Raw genomic sequence first — 16,962 nt, forward strand, 5'->3', positions numbered from 1 at the left:
GATCAAACTCTCAGATTGTATACTGAGTTTGTTCCGGCAATCGCTGCGTATTGACGGAGTCATTGCTTGACGACCCAGGCTTTCACCCAAATCATCAGCGATGGCTCTTGTAAAACGCAGCACACCGAAGTCTCGTTCGACTTAGCCTAAGCTAAGTCCGCAAGAACTCCGCCGTCCACGTTTCTCTTTCTGTCTTCAGTTTTCAAACAGCGGCACTACTCAAAAGACAGGGCTGCGTACCGATTGCTCGGCTACAAAGCCCAAAGGTCTCAATGAAGCGCGGGAGGCGGCGGCGCCAGCGGCGTTGCCGTCTCGATGGCCGCTGTATAGGCCCCACCTCCCAACCCTGTCAACACAGATCGTGAAACTTTTTAGACAGCGCATGAGTTTTTCGAAAACGGGGCCGTTGGGCCGCCATTTTGGGGCTGAATCGGCCCCTTGCTGCCTCCCCTCACCGGGAGCTTCGCTTCATTTTTCGGAAGCGGCGCGATTTTTTTCTGAAAATGCCGATCGAGCCTCGTCCCTGCGATCAGAAGGAGACCCTGGGCCTGGTCCGAAGCTCTTCCGCTCGGCGCCACCGCGGACATCTCACGGCGAAGCGAGCGGAAGCACCAGCATGACGGCAAAGCCATCGGCCCTCATAGCGAAGCGGATCGCGCCGCCATGGCTGCGGATCACGTCGGAGGCGATGGCGAGGCCGAGCCCCGATCCGCCCTTCCCAGTGGAGCCGGATGTGAACGGCGCAATGATCGAAGCCCATTCGGAGGGCGAGATGCCGGGACCATCGTCGAAGACCTCGACCATCGCCTGCGGCCCATCTTGCGAAACCGTCACCGTCAGGGCCGTCACGGCGCCATGGGTCAGGGCGTTGTGAATGACGTTGGACAGGGCCTCCCTCAGGCTGACAGCATCGGCAGCGATCATGATCGCGTGCTCGGGAGCCTGGAAGGCGATGCGCACCTCGCGATGAAACGACAGCGGAACCGCATCAGCCAGCACCGCCCGCGCGAGAGCGATCAGATCGAGCTGCGCCATCGCGACCGCATCCGAGCGATGGATCACCATGGCGTGGCTGAGGAGCTGGTTCGTCAGGCGCCGGAGTTCGGTGCTGCGATGTTGGATGCGCTCGATCTGCGCCTGGCGCTGAGCGGAGTTCCGCGTCGTCGACAACAGCTCGACCTGGGCGTCGAGCGCTGCCAGCGGCGTCCTGATCTGGTGGGCGGCATCGCCGATGAAGCGTTGCATGATCCGGATGCGGCCGCTCAGGCGTTCCATGAACATGCTGATCGCGCTGACCAGCGTGTGGATCTCGGTCGGCGTCTCGATGCTCAGCGGGCGCAGATCATTGGGATCGCGCGCGGCGAGCTCCTGCTCGATGCGGGCGAGCGGCGCCAGGGCGTAGCGGATGGCCAACCCGCCGGCGAGCAATGTCAGGAGGCTCATCGCCGCGATGATCAGCACGGCTCTCAGCGTCAGATCGCGCGCGAGCGCGAGGCGCGCCTCGCGCGTCTGCGCCAGAACGACATAGGCCCAGCCGGTGACGGACGGCGTCGACAGATATCGGCCGATGGCGGCGATCCGGACGGGCGATCCCTGATAGGTGCCATCCGACAGGATCGCCCCCTTCTGCGCGGCGGTAACGCTCCCGGGGAAAGCCAGGTCCGGATAGCCCGCGACCACGATGCTGCGCGTATCGGTGACGCTATAAAAGACCAGGTCATAGGCGGAGAGCGAGGCAAGGGCCGCAGCCGGCGGGTCCAACGCGATGACGCCGCCCTGGACGAAGATGTTCTCCGCGAGCTGGATCACCCCGCCGACGAGGAGCCGGTCATAGGCTTCATCGGCCGCGACACGGGCATAGGAATAGGCGGCGACGCTCAACGCGACCGCGCCCACTGAGACGCCCGCGACGATGAAGAGCAGGCTGCGCGCGTAGAGCGAGGAGCGAAGGCGCTCACGCAACGACAATTTGATACCCCAGCCCGCGCATCGTCCTGATCTCGACGCCGGAGCCGGCAAGCTTCCGGCGCAAGCGGGTCACATATTGCTCGACGGCATTGGGGCTGGGCTCCTGCTCGAAGCCGAAGAGCTGGTCGATCAGCTCTTCCTTGGAGAAGATGCGCTGCGGCCGCCCGGCCAGGATTTCGAGCACGGTGAGCTCCCGGCGCGTGAGATCGAGCGAACGGCCGTCGACGGAGGCGATCCGCGCGCTGCGGTCGACCGTGACCCGGCCGCATTGGATGATGTTCGTCGCCTCTCCACCGCCCCGTCTCAGCAGCGCGCGGGCACGCGCCTCCAGCTCGCGATAGTCGAATGGCTTGATCAAATAGTCGTCGGCGCCGAGATCCAGCGCGCTGACCCTGTCGTCGACCGCCGAACGTGCGGTGAGGATGAGCACGGGGGTCGCGTTCCGCTTCATGCGCAGATCCTTGAGGATCGCAAAGCCGTCCCGCCCTGGCAGCATCACATCGAGGACGATGAGGTCATAGGCCTGGACCTCGGCCAGATCGCCGGCCACGGCGCCGTTCTGTTCCCAGTCCACGGCGTGGCCCATCCGCTCGAAGCGCGCGACGATGGCCTCCCCGATATCGACCATGTCCTCGACGACGAGAATGCGCATTCACCGTTTTCCTGCACCGTTCCCTTGCGCCGCCAGGTGAGGCAGGCGCCAGTCAGTTTCGTGTCAGTTCGGCCCTGTAGGGTCCAGCCAAGCATCCCGAAACGTGGATGCAAGGCAACGACTTTCGGAGGAAACATGACGCTTCCCGCGCAATCTGCGCCGCTGCTCGATGTCGACGGCGTCACGCTGCAATACAAGACGCGCGATGCACTGGTCACGGCGACCTATCGGGTCAGCTTCGAAGTGCATCAATCCGACCGCTTCATCCTGCTCGGGCCGTCGGGCTGCGGAAAATCGACCCTGCTCAAGGCGATCGGCGGCTATCTGACCCCGGTCGAAGGCGCGATCCGCCTTAAGGGCCGCGAGGTCAAGGCTCCCGGGCCTGACCGGATGATGGTGTTCCAGGAGTTCGACCAGCTCCTGCCCTGGAAGAGCGTGATCGAGAACGTCGTCTTCGCCCTTGAAGCCAGCGGTCGCTCCAGCGGCCGCGAGGCGATGGACAAGGCGCGCCACTATGTCGACATGGTCGGCCTGTCGAAATTCGCCGACAGCTATCCCCATACCTTGTCGGGCGGCATGAAGCAGCGCGTCGCGATCGCCCGCGGCATGGCGATGGAGCCCGACGTGCTTTTGATGGACGAGCCCTTCGCCGCGCTCGACGCCCTGACGCGGCGCAAGATGCAGGACGAGTTGCTGCAGCTCTGGGAGGACACGAAGTTCACCGTGCTGTTCGTGACGCACTCCATCGAGGAGGCGATCCGCTGCGGCACGCGCATCCTGCTGCTGTCGCCGCATCCCGGCCAGGTCCGCGCCGAGCTGAACAGCCTGACCGCGGAAGAGGTCGGCACGGCCTCGCAGGTCGCGCTCGAGGCCCGCATCAACGACATGCTCTTTGCGCATTGAGGTCGACATGAACGCATCCACCTCTCCGCTTCATATCCGCCCCGAGATCATCCGCGACCAGCAAGCGACGGATGTGCCCGCCGTCGAGAAGGCGCTGACGCCGTTCGAGCGGATCTACCGCATCGGATTTGTCCGCAAGGCCGCCCTGCTGATCGCGCTGGCCGTGATCTGGGAGATCTATGGTCGTTGGCTCGGCAACCCGCTGCTGTTCCCGACCTTCACCGCGACAATCGAGGCGTTCTGGGAGAACCTCGCCAATGGTGTCATCCCGGCGCGCGCCTTGTCGTCGATCCAGACGCTCTTGATCGGCTACGGCATCGGCATCGCGCTTGCCTCGATCCTGACGACGGTCGCCATCGGCTCGCAGATCGGCACCGACCTGCTGGAAACCCTGACATCGATGTTCAACCCGCTGCCGGCGATCGCCCTGCTGCCGCTGGCGCTGATCTGGTTCGGCCTGGGGGAAGGCAGCGTCATCTTCGTGTTGGTGCATTCCGTGCTGTGGGCAATCGCGCTCAACACGCATTCCGGCTTCCGCTCGGTGTCGAACACGCTGCGCATGGTCGGCATGAACTATAATCTGCGCGGCCTGCGCCTGGTCGGGAAGATCCTGATTCCGGCCGCCTTCCCGAGCATCCTGACCGGGCTGAAGGTCGGCTGGGCTTTTGCCTGGCGCACGCTGATCGCAGCCGAACTCGTCTTCGGCGTCTCGTCGGGGTCGGGTGGTCTCGGCTGGTTCATCTTCGAGAACCGCAACCAGCTCGAAACCGCCAATGTCTTCGCCGGGCTGTTCACGGTCATCATGATCGGCCTGTTCGTCGAGAACGTCATCTTCGCCGCGATCGAGCGCAACACGGTCCAGCGCTGGGGCATGCAAAGCTGAGGCGGCGACATCTCCACAAGACCATAAGGCCGGGCCAATCCGGCATCATCATCCGGGAGGACAACACGATGAACATCACCAGACGGTACATCACAAAGCGCCTGGCCGCCCTTCTGACAGGCTCGGCCCTCACGCTCGCGATCAGCGCCCCCGGCGCCATGGCCGAGGTGAAGGAGGTCCGGATCTCCAAGGGCTACGGTATTCTCTATTTGCCCCTGATCGTGATGCAGGACCAGAAGCTGCTGGAGAAGCAGGCCGCCAAGGCCGGTCTCGGCGATATCGCGACCAAATGGCTGGTTCTCGACGGCGGCAACGTCATCAACGACGCGATGATGGCCGGCACGCTGGATTTCGCCGGGACCGGCGCGCCCGGCTTCGTCACGCTCTGGTCGAAGGCCAAGGGCATTCCCAATGTCGAGGTCATCGGCATCGGCGGCATGAGCGCGACCTCGCTTTCGCTCAACTCGATCAACCCGAATGTGAAGTCGCTGAAGGATTTCACCGCGAAGGACAAGATCGCGCTTCCCGGGATCAAGACCTCGCTCTCGGCCGTCGTGCTCCAGATGATGGTGGCCAAGGAATTCGGCCGCGAGAACTTCGCCAAGCTCGATCCGATGACCGTCAGCCTGCCCCATCCCGAGGCGCTAGCAGCCTTGACCTCCGGCAAGACCGAGATCACCGCGCATTTCACCTCGCCGCCCTTCTCCTTCATTGAGCTCAACGACCCCAAGGTGCATCTCGTCGCCGATTCCATCAACGTGATCGGCAACATCACGCTCGACGTCGTCTTCGCGCCGAAGAAGTTCGTCGACGCCAATCCGAAGATGACCGACGCCTTCCTCGCCGCCCTCGACGAGGCCTGCGACTTCATCGCCCAGAACAAGGACGCCGCGGCCGAGATCTTCGTGCGGGGTTCGCCGGTCAAGGTCTCGAAGGACGAGGTCCTGACCATGCTCAACGACAAGGGCGCCAAATTCTCGGCCACCCCCGACAAGGTGATGGATTTCGCCGAGTTCATGGGCCTTGCCGGCACGATCAAGGTGAAGCCGGCCAAATGGACCGACATGTTCATTCCGCAGATTCACGGCCGCAAGGGCAGCTGACGCAATCCAAAATACCGGCCCCGGCGGGCCCAGACATGGCGGCCTCACCGGGAGCTATGAGGCCGCCCTCGCCTCCTTGCCTGTTGATCCAGAAGGCCTCGCCTTCCGGATCCGGGTCATCGCGCCGTCATCTGCGGCTCGCATGAGGCGACGATACTCGCTAGATTTCCGCAATGCGCCCGACACAGATTCGCAGCTGTGACCTTTCACCCCTACGGAACTCGCCGCGTCGCGAGCCCCGCCATGCCGAGCGCTCCGGCAATGGGGCCGTTACGCTCGCGGCGGCCAATAGGGTGGAAACCGAAACCGTGGTTGCGCGTTCCGGTCGCATCACGGAGACGAAACGATGATCTTTGAGCTTATGTCAGCCATGGCGGGATATGACGCCAACCATAATCACTCTGAGGGGCTTCAGTCATGAGAGGTATTATTGCGGCCGCCGGCATGCTGAGCCTGGCCCTTCTGGCAACCGGCTGCGTCCAGCAGAGCCGCGAACGCGTGATCGTGGCAAGCCCCGAGCCCGGTCGCGGTGCCGCAATCACGAAGCGGATTACGCCCGATGGCGTCGGCGGCCTGTTTCTTCCAGACGGATCGCGTGTCGAGGTGGATCGCGCCGGGGGCTTCACGCTGCCCAATGGCGACTATGTCCGCCGAGACGCATCCGGTGCACTGAACTTGCCCAATGGTTCGCGCTGCCTGCCCGACGGGCAAGGCGGGTATGGCTGCCCGTAGCGCATCGGCCCGAAAAGTGGGGACCGGTTTTCGGGAGAAGCCGATGCGAGACAAAAGCCTGCAGCATTCGACGGGCCATGGCTTCGCAGGTGATCCGAGTTTGCTTCACTAGAGCCGTTTCCGCTCCAATTGGATCGTTCAACGGCTCTAGCTCTTCGTTTCAACGCGTTTTCTTCACGCGAACCGGTCTCCACTTCGCTCGAAAACGCTCTAGCTCGGGCCACCTGCATGCCGGACGACGATCAATAGGTCGGATATCTCAATAGGTCGCCCGGCCGCCTGACAGGTCGAAAATGCCTCCGGTCGAGAAGGAGCATTCGTCGCTGGAGAGCCAGAGCACCATGCGGGCGACCTCCTCGATCTCAACGAAACGCCCCATCGGGATGCGGCCGAGGATGTCGGCGCGGCGCTCAGCCGAGATCTCCCTGGCCATGGCCGTCTCGGCAGCGGCCGGCGTGACCGCGGTGACGATGATGCCATCCAGCGCCGTCTCCTTGGCGACGCTCTTGGTCAAGGCGAGCAGCCCGGCTTTTGAGGCCGAATAGGCCGCGGCCTTGGCCATGCCCTCCTTGCCCTGGATCGAGGCGATGTTGACGACATGGCCGCGCAGGGGATGCGGCGTGATCGCGGAGGTGCGCGCCGGCTGTCCGCGCATCAGCCCGACAACGGCGCGGGTGACGAGATAGGAGCCGAACAGATTGACCTGCAGCACGCGCTGGAAATTCTCCGGCGTCGTCTCCCAGACCGGCTTCACCTCGCCGAGCACGCCCGCATTGTTGACCAGGATATCGATGCGACCATGGCCTTTGAAGACGGCCTGCGCTGCGGCCTCGACCGCGGCAGCGTCGGTGATGTCGAGCTGGCGCGCGCTGGCGCCTTCGCCCAGCTCTGCCTCGGCCTCGGCAAGGGCTGCGCTATTGGCGTCCCAGAGCTCGACGATCGCCCCGGCCTCGGTCAGGGCACGTGCGATGCCGCGCCCGAGCCCGCCGGCGCCGCCGGTGACGATGGCGATGCGGCCACCAAGATCATAGCGCGCATTCATCAGCCGGCGCTCCAGGCCGTCTTGGTGCGGGTGATCTGATGGCGGTACAGGCCCAGTGAATAGGGTCCGCTCCCGCCGATCGCATCGAGCTTCTCGCCGGCCAGCTCCGCCTTGGCGAGCCCGACGAAGGCCGCCTCGTCGCCCCAGCCTTCGAGCAGCAGCACCCAGCGCGGCACGGCATTGGCGACGCCGCGCGCCTTCTGCTCGGCGGTCGCGACGCCACTCGCCTCGGCGTCAGCCGTCAGCAGGTGCACGCCGGCGACCCCGGGCCTTGCGAGCAAGTCGGGAATGGTCTGGCGCAGCAGCGCAGCCTTGTGTGCAGCGGCCTCCGCATCCGCCACGTCGTAGCGCAGCGTCGCGATCAGGCCGCCCTGGGCCGGGCCGGTGCTATGGGCGACGCGGCAGATCGAGCGCGCGACGGAGCGGAAATGCTTCACCGCCGCGAGCGTCCAGGGCGTCGGTGCGTTGACGCGGGCGGTGTAGTCCTGGCTCTTGAGGGTTTCGACGCTCAACGCCTCATAAAGATTGAAGAATTCAAGGTCGGCATCGATCGCGGCATAGCGCCGCCCGCGCGTGAAACCGGGGATGCCGAGTCGTTCCGGCATATGCTCCTGGCCATGCCAGGCATAGAAGATCTCGCGGCCTTCCGGCGCGATGTCATGCCAGATCGCGACCGCGCCTTCTCCAGATAAGCTCACTGACATCCTCCCGGTCGGGTCTCGTTAGGGCGCGTTGACTCCGCCTCTTGCCGTTCGTATATGAAATTCAATTCTGAATTGGAAATCAATTCCAAAATAAAAATCGCAAGGGATGAAACGTGACGATCGCAGCGGTGGAGCGGGCGTTGAAGGTGCTGGAGGCGTTGTCGGGCGAGCCCGATGGCGTCGATCTCAGCCTGCTCGCGGAACGCCTCGATCTGCCGGCCAGCGCGACGCACCGGCTTCTGGCGACGCTCACCGAGCGCGGTTTCGTCGCACAGGACCCATCCAGCGGCGCCTATGGGCTGACGCTGAAGCTCTCCCAGCTTGCCTTCCGCAATCTCGATCTGCGCGGCCTGCCCGATGCGGGACAGATCGTGCTCGACGGGCTTGCCATCGCGACCCGCGAATATTGCCGCCTCGCCGTGGTCGAGGGCGAGAGCCTGGTCTGGGTCGCGCGGGCTCAAGGAGCGACAGCTGGGCTGCGCTACGAGCCGCCGATGGGCACCGAGATTGTGCTGCACGCCACCGCGACGGGAAAGGCCTGGCTCGCCTCCTTGCCGGAGGCCGAGGCGCTGCGCATCGTCTGCGCGCGCGGTTTCCGGGCTGACGGCCGCACCGGACCCAATGCCTTGCAGGATGTCGATGCGCTGCGTGCCCATCTCGACGAAACCCGCCATCGCGGCGTCGCGCTCGCTGTTGAGGAAGGCGAGATCGGCACCGTCGCGATGGCGACGACCTTCCGCGCCGGCCCAGACAGCGATGCTCCCGTCGCAGGCACGCTGAGCGTCGCGGGCCCGGCGGCGCGCATGAGCGAGAGCCGGCATGGCGAGATCAGCGACGCCTTGCGCCAGGCCGCGCGGGCCATGGCGGAGATCTGGCCACTGCGGCGCCGGCAGATCCAGAGCCTCGTCCCCGCCGTCGCAGGCGGCGAGCCGCGCCACAGTCTTTCCGCGGGGATAAACGCATGACCGACGAGGTCGCAACCCGGCCGACGCAGCAGCCCACTGAAGCCTCCCAGGCGCAGAGCCGGGCCGGCGCATGGATGTCTGCGATTGCCTGGCCGCTGGCGAGCTTTGCCGTGCTGCTGCTGGCCTGGCAGTGGCTGGTGCCGCTGGCGGGCATCCCCGAATACATCCTGCCCGTGCCGAGCGCCTTCTTCGAGCGGCTCTGGACCGACCGGGCCCTGATCTTCCAGCACACGCTGGTGACGGGCAACGAGATCGTGCTCGGCTTCCTGATGGCGGCGGTGATCTCGATCCCGCTCGGCTACATCATCGTTTCCGTCAAAATCCTGGAGAAGGCGATCTATCCGGTGATCGTCTTCTTCCAGCTCGTGCCGAAGATCGCGATCGCCCCGCTCTTCGTCGTCTGGTTCGGCTTCGGCCTGTTCCCAAAAGTGCTGCTCACCTTCCTGCTCTGCTTCTTTCCGACGCTGGTCGCCAGCATGACGGGGTTCCGGGCGCTGGACGAGCGCGTGCTCTATCTGACCCGCTCGATGGGCGCCTCCGCCTGGCAGACTTTCCGTTATGTCCGGGTTCCAGCCGCGCTGACCTACATCTTCTCCGGCCTCAAGGTCTCGGCGGTGTTTGCCGCGACGGGCGCGATCGTCGGCGAGTTCGTCGGCGCCAATGCGGGGCTCGGCTATCTCCTGCTGCGCGGCACGAGCTTCCTCGACATGCCGCTGATCTTCGCCTGCCTCGTCGCGCTCAGCCTGGTCGGGATCCTGTTCAGCTATCTCGTCGACGGGCTCGAGGTCCTGCTGATGCCCTGGCAGCGCAAAGGCTGACGAGCGCAAGAGCTGACGAGCACAAGGGCTGACGCACCGACCCACTCTGTTCACGAACTAACCATCAACCCGGACCAACCGGGGCATACGGGAGGACCAAGACCATGAACCGACGCATGTTGATCACGACTGTCGCCATGCTCGCACTCAGCGCAGGCACTGCCTTCGCGCAGGGCGCCGGCAAGCCGATGAAGATCACGCTGAACTTCCTCGCGGCCGCGCCCAATGCCGGCTTCATGATGGCCAAGCAACTCGGCCTCTACGAGAAGGCCGGCATCAACCTGACGATCGAGGAGGGCAAGGGCTCGGGCACCACGGCGCAGATGGTCGCTACCGGCCAGACCGATATCGGTTTCGCCGACGCACCGGCCGCCATGCAACTGCGCACCAAGGGCGCGCCGGTCAAGATCATCGCCCCCGTGCTCCAGACCAACGGCTTCGCGATCATCGCGCTGGAAGACAGCCAGATCGAAGCGCCGAAGGATCTCGTCGGCAAGAAGCTCGCGGTCCAGCCGGGAACGGCGCAGACGACGCTGCTGGAGGCCATCCTCGCCAGCAACGGGATCGACAAGAGCAAGGTCGATGTCATCGCGATCGATCCCGGCGCCTTCGTCGGTGCGCTGCTCGAGAAGAAGGTCGATGCCATCCTGGGTGGCGCCGATTTCCACTCGATCCAGATCCGCGAGCGCGGCTTCAAGGTCCGCGACATCTTCTACCGCGATGTCGGCGTGCCGACGGTGGGCTTGTCGATCATCGCCCGCGACGACCGGATCAAGGCCGATGCGGAGCTGTTCAAGAAATTCGTCGAGGCGAGCCTCCTGGGCTGGGACGCGGCGCGCAAGAATCCCGAAGCGGCGGCGGACGCCGTCGTGGCGCAGTTCCCGGCGGTGAAGAAGGCGCAAGTGCTGGCGCAGTTCGACGTCGTCAACAAGCTGCTCTGCGCGCCGGGAGCAACCGCGCTCGGCAAGGTGCCGGAGACAAACTGGACCGTCAGCTACGACCTGCTGACGCAGTATCTCGGCCTGCCCAAGGACAAGCCGATCACGGACTACTACACGACCGAGCTGCTGCCAGCCTCGGCGCCGGCCTGCCCGTGAGGCGATGATGCATCCCAGCTCCGCGCAGCCCGGCACCGGCGCCGCCTCCATTTCCGGACGCGGCGTGATCAAGAGCTTCGGCGGCTTCACCGCCGTCGATGGTCTCACCCTCGATATCAGGAGCGGCGAGTTCGTCAGCCTGATCGGCCCTTCCGGCTGCGGCAAGAGCACCTTCATGCTGATGGCCGCAGGGTTGATTCCGATCAGCTCAGGCGAGCTCCTGGTCAATGGCAAGCCGCTGACCTCGCCTTTGACCGATATCGGCATCGTCTTCCAGGACCATCTCCTGCTGGAGTTCCGGACAGCGCTGGAGAACGTCATGCTCCAGGCCGAAATCCGCGGCCTGCCGCTCGCGCCTGCGAAAGAACGCGCGCTGGAGCTCTTCGCCAAGCTCGGCATCAGCCACGCCGTCGACCGCTACCCCAAGCAGCTTTCTGGCGGCATGCGCCAGCGCGTCTCGATCGCGCGCGCGCTGATCCACGATCCGTCCGTCCTGATGATGGACGAGCCTTTTGGGGCGCTCGACGCGATCACGCGCACGCAGATCCGCCACGATCTCGAAATGCTCTGGCTGGAGACGGGCAAGACCGTCGTCTTCATCACACACTCGATCGACGAGGCGATCGGCCTGTCGGACCGCGTGCTGGTAATGTCGCCGACGCCCGGCCGCGTGGTCGATGAGATCGCGATCGAATTGCCCCGCCCGCGCCCCGCCCATCTCGGTGACTATCCGAGCTTCAACGCCTATGCCGACCGCATCCACGACGCGTTCCGGCGCTTTGGCGTGATCAAGTACTAGGCGAAGCGCGACGTCAGTGGGACGGGGCACGCGCCCTTGCCGTCATTGCGAGCGCAGCGAAGCAATCCAGGGGACGTGGAGCGAGCCCTCCTGGATTGCTTCGCTGCGCTCGCAATGACGATGGAGCGGTGCTGAGATCGCAGCCTCCCGATGCGGAGCATTTGACAACGCTCGGATCATCTCTCACTTTCATTCTTACATAAAACAAAAATGAACAGGGTGGAGATGTGAAGGGGGCATGGAGCCGGCAGGAGACGCGCGCCGCGGTTCTCCGCTATCTCTGGCGCTCCGGCGGGTCGTTCCGGCCGGATGTGATCGCTCATATCGGCCTGACCGATGCGAGCATCTCCCGCATCGTGGCCGATCTCAAAGCGGAAGGGCTCGTTGACGAGACCCGCAAACGCGCACCTTATCGCGGCGGCCCCAGCACTTTTCTGACGCTGAGCGAGAGCCAGTTCGTCGCAACGATCGAACTCTCCAACAACCGCGCGCATGTCGGCGTCGGAAACCTCAGGGGCGAGGCGTTGTTCTCGGAGCAACACGAGCTGCCCGACGGCACGGCTGCCATGGCCGCGGAAAACACCACGGCCGCAGCGATCACGAGCATGGCCGATTGGTGCCTGCGCCACGACATCGTCCTGCGCCAGATCGCCGTCTCGATACCTGGCTACCATCCTGGCGGGGCGAGCAACCCGATCGTTGCGCTGCGACCGGATTTCATCACCCGGACACTGGAAGCCGCGCTTCCGGACGTGCCCACGACTTTCGCCAACTCGATCGTGACGCGGGCGCTCGCCCATCGGCTCCAGATCGGCGTCACGCGGGATGAAAGACCCTATTTCTATGTGTTCCTCGGGCATGGGGTCGGCGGCGCATTCGTCGATGAAAGCGCCGGGAGCGACGATGTGCTCCCCTGCGAAATCGGGCACATGATCATGGACCCGCAGGGCGCTCGGTGCCGCTGCGGCCATTCCGGCTGTCTCGAAGCCAATGTCTCGACAGGGGCCATGGCGCCGCTCTTCGGCAAAGCCGAGCAGCAGATGCTCGCACCCCGCGATAGCTGGCGCGAGGGCGTTCGGCTGTCTGGTCACGCCGAGGCCGAAATCGGGAACCGCCTCGCCCAGCTCGGCACGGCGATCGGCAATGCTCTGAACCTCAATCGCGTCAGGCGGGTCGTCATCGCAGGCTGGCCAAGCGCGCTGCAAGACAAGGCTCGCCCGGCCTTATTGGCCGGTATCGACCAGAGCCTGTTCGGCGGCGCGGCCGGCGTCGAGCTGTCCTTCTCCGCAATCGAGCTTGGCCGAGAGCCCGCATCAGGCATCGCGCTCGCCACCTTCGCCCTCATCAATCGGGGCGGGCACGTGATCCCGGCACCCGACCCCAAGCGAGCACAACGCCTAGAGCCGGATGATTTCAGACGGAGTTACAAAGTGTCTCCGTCTGAAATCTGAATCCGTCTCTACATCAAGGGGTTAGAGCAGGATCAATGCGAAAAACCGGTTCCCACTTTTTCGCATCCCGCTCTAGCGCCGGAAGCGTCATGACAAACGACACAAAAATCGGGAGGACATCGTGAAAACGCATTGGGTCATCGGCGCCGTTCTGCTCGCCTTATCAGCCGGCTCGGCCGCAGCACAGAGCGTCCTGAAAGTCAGGCCATCCGGTGACGTCAAGATCCTCGACCCGATGCTGGGCTCGGATTCGATGGCCCGCAACTTCGGCTACATGGTCTACGACACGCTGTTCGCGGTCGACGACACTCTGGCGGTGAAACCCCAGATGGTGGCGGCATGGAGCACTTCGGCCGACGGCAAGACCTGGGATTTCACGCTGCGCGACGGCCTGGCTTTCAGCGATGGCCAGCCCGTCACCGCCGACGATGTCATCGCCTCACTGAAGCGCTGGAGCGGCAATGACAGCATGGGCCAGCAGCTCAATGCGCGCGGCGCGGCCTGGAGCGCGACCGACGCCAAGAGCTTCAGGCTGACTTTGTCCCAGCCCTGGGGCTTCGTGCTGGATGCGCTCGGCAAGCCCGGAGCCCCTGTGCCCTTCATCATGCCGGCGCGGATCGCCACGGCGACGCCGGCCAATCAGGGCGTGACCGACCAGACCGGCTCGGGCCCCTTCATCTTCAAGAAGGAGGAATGGCTCTCGGGCTCGAAACTGGTCTTCGTCAGGAACCCGACTTATGCGCCGCGCTCGGAGGCGCCGAGCGGCTTTGCCGGTGGCAAGATCGCGCGGGTGGACCGCGTCGAATGGCAGATCATCCCCGATCAGCAGACCGCCATGAACGCTGTGCTGAAGGGCGAGATCGACATCAGCGAAGACCTCTCCGCCGACCTGATCGGGCTCGCCAAGCCGGCAAAGGACGTCGTCATCGCCCGTCAGGATGATCTCGGCGTGGCGCAGCAGATCCGCATCAACTCGCTACAGCCGCCATTCGACAATCCCAGGATCAGGCAGGCTCTGCTCCATGCCGTCAACGGCTCCGAGTTCCTCGACGCCGTGATCGAGGATCCGAGCCTCGGCAAGACCTGCCGCTCCTTCTATATCTGTTCCTCGCCCTATTTCACGGAGGAAGGCTTTCCCAAGCCCGATCTCGACAAGGCCAAGGCGCTGGTCAAGGAGAGCGGCTATGACGGCACGCCGGTCGTGCTGCTCGACGCCACCGAGAACACCAATATCCACGCCTTCACCATGGTCGCGGATCAATTGCTGCGCAGCATCGGCCTCAAGACGGACGTCCAGGCGATGGATTGGGCCACGGTCGTGAGCCGCCGCGCGAGCAAGGAGCCGGTCGGCAAGGGCGGCTGGTCCATCTTCATTTCGGGACCTGGAGGGCTCGACATGATGGAGCCCCTCAGCCATCTCGGCCTGCGCTCGAACTGCGACAAGGCCTGGTTCGGCTGGCCCTGTGACGCCGAAATCGAGGCTATGCGGTCTGCCTTCGCCGACCTCTCCGACCTTGGCGCACGCAAGGCGCTCGCCACGAAGATCCAGGCCCGCGCTATCGAAACGGTTCCCTATATTCCAATCGGCCTGCAATATCAGATCCGGGCCCACCGGGCGAACCTGACCGGGATCCTGACGCCGCCGGCACCGGTCTACTGGAATATCGCGCGCAAGTAAGCGGTCGCCGAACCATCTGGAGGCAGCGGCCCGTCGGCGGGTCGCGTGCGACCTGCCGTCGAGGGCGCGGTCGTCTCCCTTCCACGGTTTGCAAATGAGGCGCGGGGAACCCTTCTCCCGTGTCGAAGTCGGCAAGCCCGAGTTCAGTGAGAGGGCAAGAGTGAGGTGCAAGCCCCTGGACCAGCTACGTGACGACCTTGCCGTCATTGCGAGCACCCGGGTCTTGCCTTCGGCAAGCCCGAGTACAGGCTCCGCGAAGCAATCCAGGAGGGCTTGCTTGAGGCGCGCGGCGAACGCGCCCCGACAACCGCGCTGCGCCACAAGCGCAGGGCGCTCGATGCGCTTCGAACGGCGAACTTTGGCGCGTCTGAAACTCCGGGATTGACGCAGAGCTGGCCGTTCAGCGTGCGGTCGGACGCCTGATGATCGCGTCGACCTCGTCCGCATCGATCCGCCGTCGTTCGAACAGCACCCCGGCAATGGCCTTCTGGGCTGCGAGCATAGGGGGGTTATACAGGATCGCGGCGGCAGACCTGGCACAGCGCGCTAGCAGGGCGGCCTCGTCGGCTGGCTGCAGAAAGGCGGTATAGGGCCGCATCTGTTCCAGATCATCGTCATGGGAATGGATCGCGCCCGGATACCATCTGAGCCCCTCCCCCTCATTCCAGTAGATCATCTCGCCGCAATGACCGGCGGCCAGGATCGTGACCTCGACCTCGGCGCGCCGGAGATCCGCCAGCCGTTCGGTCCGGAAGCCTTTCCGATAGGGCTCGAAACAGGTCTCGCCGCTGAAGCCGAAAGGCGGCCGCAGCCAGGCATGGGTGACGTAGCGCTCGTGATGCCAGCCGACGATGATGTGGCCGGCCTCATGAAACGCGCAGGCCGCGCGCCGGATCTCGGCAGGGATGGCGCTGAGCTCGGGATGGCGTCTCACGTCTGGCGGTTCTCTGAATTCTTCAGTCTTTACAGCAGCTCGTACACATTGGGTGCTATCCATACACCCATGGCACGACCACGCCACGCTTCATCCCGGTCACAGCCGGGAAGGCCCCGACAAAGCTGGCGACGCGTCACTCCCGATAAGGCAGTCCTTCAGACAGCCGATGAACGCCGTCGTGCCCGGCGAGAGCGGCCGGTCGCGGCGGGTGACGACGCCGTAGGAGCCCATGATCGGCGGGACCGCGACGTTCAGGCGGCACAGCAAGCCGTGCCTGATGTTGAATTCAGCGACATCGGCCGGCATCACCGCCAGCATGTCGCTTTCCTGCAGCAAGGCGACCATCGTCATCATCGACGAGGTTTCGACGACATCGAGCGGCTGGTGGGTCATCATCTCCGCGAAGAGCGGTGCGAGCACCTTGCGCATCGGCGAAGCGGCGGGCAGCAACGTCCAGGGCCAGGAGGCCAGGTCGGCAAGGCCGAGCGAGCTGGCGCTCATCAGGGGATGACCGAGCCGGGCCACGATATGCAGCGGCTCGTCGATCAGATCCTCATAGTCGAACTCGGTGCGCCCCTCGAGCGCCAGCGGGCGTGCGAGCAGCACGTCGAGCTCCCCCTTCGCCAGCATCGGCACCAGCGCATCGCTGGTCCCGACATCGATCGAGACATCGAGGCGAGGCCTGTCGCGCTTGAGCGCCGCGACCGCCCTGGCGAGCAGGAACGGGATGGCGCTGATGACCGCGCCGATCTTCAAACGCCCTGTCGCACCGGAGGCCAGCGCCGCGAGCTCGAGCCGCGTCCGGTCGAGGTCGTTCAGGATCAAGCGCGCATGACGGGTCATCACCTCGCCATAGACCGTCGCCTTCAGGCCGCGCCGGCCGCGCTCGAACAGCGGCAGGCCGAGCGTCGCCTCCAGATCCTGCAGCAGCTTGGTCGCGCTCGGCTGCGTCATGTTCAACCGGGCGGCCGCCCGCCGCAGGCTTTGGGCTTCGTCGATCGCAATGAGCAGGAGGAGCTGCCGGTTCTTCAATCGCCGCAACAGCGAGGCGCCCGGCTCGGCCATGGTCTGTGTCATGCGGGGCCTCCCCAGTGATATCGTTTTACCGATCACATCATCGCTAATCTTCATTATCAAGGCATATCAGACCGCATTAGCCTCTGACCCAATAACGCTGGCGGCACGCATCGCCGGCGATTGGGAGAAGCGCCGCTTACGGACGGACCCTGC

The 16,962-nt window shown here is 64.7% G+C and carries 16 protein-coding genes; 10 read left to right on the forward strand and 6 right to left on the reverse strand.

What is annotated here, in order from left to right; all coding sequences use genetic code 11:
* Positions 1 to 588: 588 nt before the first annotated feature.
* Both BMZ97_RS28980 and BMZ97_RS28985 read right to left on the reverse strand, forming a co-directional pair.
* The gene (locus tag BMZ97_RS28980) at positions 589 to 1,962 is read right to left on the reverse strand and encodes a sensor histidine kinase (protein ID WP_244546661.1); all 1,374 of its coding nucleotides are present in this window, start codon (positions 1,960 to 1,962) and stop codon (positions 589 to 591) included.
* Positions 1,955 to 2,620, reverse strand: a complete 666-nt coding sequence (locus BMZ97_RS28985; RefSeq protein ID WP_092178027.1) for a response regulator transcription factor — start codon at positions 2,618 to 2,620, stop codon at positions 1,955 to 1,957. Before BMZ97_RS28985 ends, BMZ97_RS28980 begins: the two co-directional genes overlap by 8 nt.
* Before the next feature lie 135 nt (positions 2,621 to 2,755).
* Here BMZ97_RS28985 and BMZ97_RS28990 point away from each other — a divergent pair, with 135 nt between their 5' ends.
* The 4 genes from BMZ97_RS28990 (at position 2,756) to BMZ97_RS29005 (ending at position 6,241) form a co-directional block, all read left to right on the forward strand.
* The gene (locus BMZ97_RS28990; protein WP_092178029.1) at positions 2,756 to 3,523 is read left to right on the forward strand and encodes an ABC transporter ATP-binding protein; all 768 of its coding nucleotides are present in this window, start codon (positions 2,756 to 2,758) and stop codon (positions 3,521 to 3,523) included.
* Positions 3,524 to 3,530: 7 nt separating this feature from the next.
* Positions 3,531 to 4,406 (forward strand): ABC transporter permease, encoded by an 876-nt coding sequence (locus tag BMZ97_RS28995; RefSeq protein ID WP_092178215.1) that lies wholly within the window; start codon positions 3,531 to 3,533, stop codon positions 4,404 to 4,406.
* A 68-nt stretch (positions 4,407 to 4,474) separates the two neighbouring features.
* A complete protein-coding gene (locus tag BMZ97_RS29000) occupies positions 4,475 to 5,509 on the forward strand; it encodes an ABC transporter substrate-binding protein (protein WP_092178031.1) in 1,035 nt (344 codons plus the stop codon).
* A 417-nt stretch (positions 5,510 to 5,926) separates the two neighbouring features.
* Complete coding sequence (locus BMZ97_RS29005) at positions 5,927 to 6,241, forward strand: hypothetical protein (protein ID WP_139221383.1); 315 nt, start codon at positions 5,927 to 5,929, stop codon at positions 6,239 to 6,241.
* A gap of 259 nt (positions 6,242 to 6,500) precedes the next feature.
* Here BMZ97_RS29005 and BMZ97_RS29010 read toward each other — a convergent pair whose 3' ends face one another.
* Entirely contained in the window at positions 6,501 to 7,283 is a 783-nt protein-coding gene (locus BMZ97_RS29010) for an SDR family NAD(P)-dependent oxidoreductase (protein ID WP_092178035.1), read from the reverse strand.
* The gene (locus BMZ97_RS29015; RefSeq protein ID WP_092178217.1) at positions 7,283 to 7,981 is read right to left on the reverse strand and encodes a hypothetical protein; all 699 of its coding nucleotides are present in this window, start codon (positions 7,979 to 7,981) and stop codon (positions 7,283 to 7,285) included. The genes BMZ97_RS29010 and BMZ97_RS29015 overlap by 1 nt, the downstream gene beginning before the upstream one ends.
* A gap of 119 nt (positions 7,982 to 8,100) precedes the next feature.
* Between BMZ97_RS29015 and BMZ97_RS29020 the strand changes: the two genes are divergently transcribed.
* From BMZ97_RS29020 to BMZ97_RS29045, 6 genes are all read left to right on the forward strand, one after another.
* Positions 8,101 to 8,952, forward strand: coding sequence for an IclR family transcriptional regulator (locus BMZ97_RS29020; RefSeq protein WP_092178037.1), 852 nt, complete (start codon positions 8,101 to 8,103; stop codon positions 8,950 to 8,952).
* Complete coding sequence (locus BMZ97_RS29025) at positions 8,949 to 9,770, forward strand: ABC transporter permease (protein ID WP_092178039.1); 822 nt, start codon at positions 8,949 to 8,951, stop codon at positions 9,768 to 9,770. Before BMZ97_RS29020 ends, BMZ97_RS29025 begins: the two co-directional genes overlap by 4 nt.
* Before the next feature lie 104 nt (positions 9,771 to 9,874).
* On the forward strand, positions 9,875 to 10,867 hold the full coding sequence (locus tag BMZ97_RS29030) for an ABC transporter substrate-binding protein (RefSeq protein ID WP_092178041.1): 993 nt from the start codon (positions 9,875 to 9,877) through the stop codon (positions 10,865 to 10,867).
* A 7-nt stretch (positions 10,868 to 10,874) separates the two neighbouring features.
* Complete coding sequence (locus BMZ97_RS29035) at positions 10,875 to 11,666, forward strand: ABC transporter ATP-binding protein (protein ID WP_244546662.1); 792 nt, start codon at positions 10,875 to 10,877, stop codon at positions 11,664 to 11,666.
* Positions 11,667 to 11,893: 227 nt separating this feature from the next.
* Positions 11,894 to 13,117, forward strand: coding sequence for an ROK family transcriptional regulator (locus BMZ97_RS29040; protein ID WP_092178044.1), 1,224 nt, complete (start codon positions 11,894 to 11,896; stop codon positions 13,115 to 13,117).
* Positions 13,118 to 13,238: 121 nt separating this feature from the next.
* On the forward strand, positions 13,239 to 14,795 hold the full coding sequence (locus BMZ97_RS29045; protein ID WP_092178046.1) for an ABC transporter substrate-binding protein: 1,557 nt from the start codon (positions 13,239 to 13,241) through the stop codon (positions 14,793 to 14,795).
* A 400-nt stretch (positions 14,796 to 15,195) separates the two neighbouring features.
* Here the strand turns inward: BMZ97_RS29045 and BMZ97_RS29050 are convergent, their stop codons facing one another.
* The gene (locus BMZ97_RS29050; protein WP_092178048.1) at positions 15,196 to 15,729 is read right to left on the reverse strand and encodes a hypothetical protein; all 534 of its coding nucleotides are present in this window, start codon (positions 15,727 to 15,729) and stop codon (positions 15,196 to 15,198) included.
* 99 nt (positions 15,730 to 15,828) lie between these two features.
* Positions 15,829 to 16,809, reverse strand: coding sequence for a LysR family transcriptional regulator (locus tag BMZ97_RS29055; RefSeq protein WP_244546663.1), 981 nt, complete (start codon positions 16,807 to 16,809; stop codon positions 15,829 to 15,831).
* Positions 16,810 to 16,962 lie beyond the last annotated feature (153 nt).

Source organism: Allobosea sp. OK403 (genome assembly GCF_900113835.1).
Taxonomy (GTDB): Bacteria; Pseudomonadota; Alphaproteobacteria; order Rhizobiales; family Beijerinckiaceae; genus Allobosea.

What these genes read in the sequence shown, in the direction of transcription:
- BMZ97_RS28985 (WP_092178027.1), bottom strand. Translation starts at nt 2,620, where the DNA reads ATGCGCATTCTCGTCGTCGAGGACATGGTCGATATCGGGGAGGCCATC.
- BMZ97_RS28990 (WP_092178029.1), top strand. Translation starts at nt 2,756, where the DNA reads ATGACGCTTCCCGCGCAATCTGCGCCGCTGCTCGATGTCGACGGCGTC.
- BMZ97_RS28995 (WP_092178215.1), top strand. Translation starts at nt 3,531, where the DNA reads ATGAACGCATCCACCTCTCCGCTTCATATCCGCCCCGAGATCATCCGC.
- BMZ97_RS29000 (WP_092178031.1), top strand. Translation starts at nt 4,475, where the DNA reads ATGAACATCACCAGACGGTACATCACAAAGCGCCTGGCCGCCCTTCTG.
- BMZ97_RS29005 (WP_139221383.1), top strand. Translation starts at nt 5,927, where the DNA reads ATGAGAGGTATTATTGCGGCCGCCGGCATGCTGAGCCTGGCCCTTCTG.
- BMZ97_RS29010 (WP_092178035.1), bottom strand. Translation starts at nt 7,283, where the DNA reads ATGAATGCGCGCTATGATCTTGGTGGCCGCATCGCCATCGTCACCGGC.
- BMZ97_RS29025 (WP_092178039.1), top strand. Translation starts at nt 8,949, where the DNA reads ATGACCGACGAGGTCGCAACCCGGCCGACGCAGCAGCCCACTGAAGCC.
- BMZ97_RS29030 (WP_092178041.1), top strand. Translation starts at nt 9,875, where the DNA reads ATGAACCGACGCATGTTGATCACGACTGTCGCCATGCTCGCACTCAGC.
- BMZ97_RS29035 (WP_244546662.1), top strand. Translation starts at nt 10,875, where the DNA reads ATGCATCCCAGCTCCGCGCAGCCCGGCACCGGCGCCGCCTCCATTTCC.
- BMZ97_RS29055 (WP_244546663.1), bottom strand. Translation starts at nt 16,809, where the DNA reads ATGACACAGACCATGGCCGAGCCGGGCGCCTCGCTGTTGCGGCGATTG.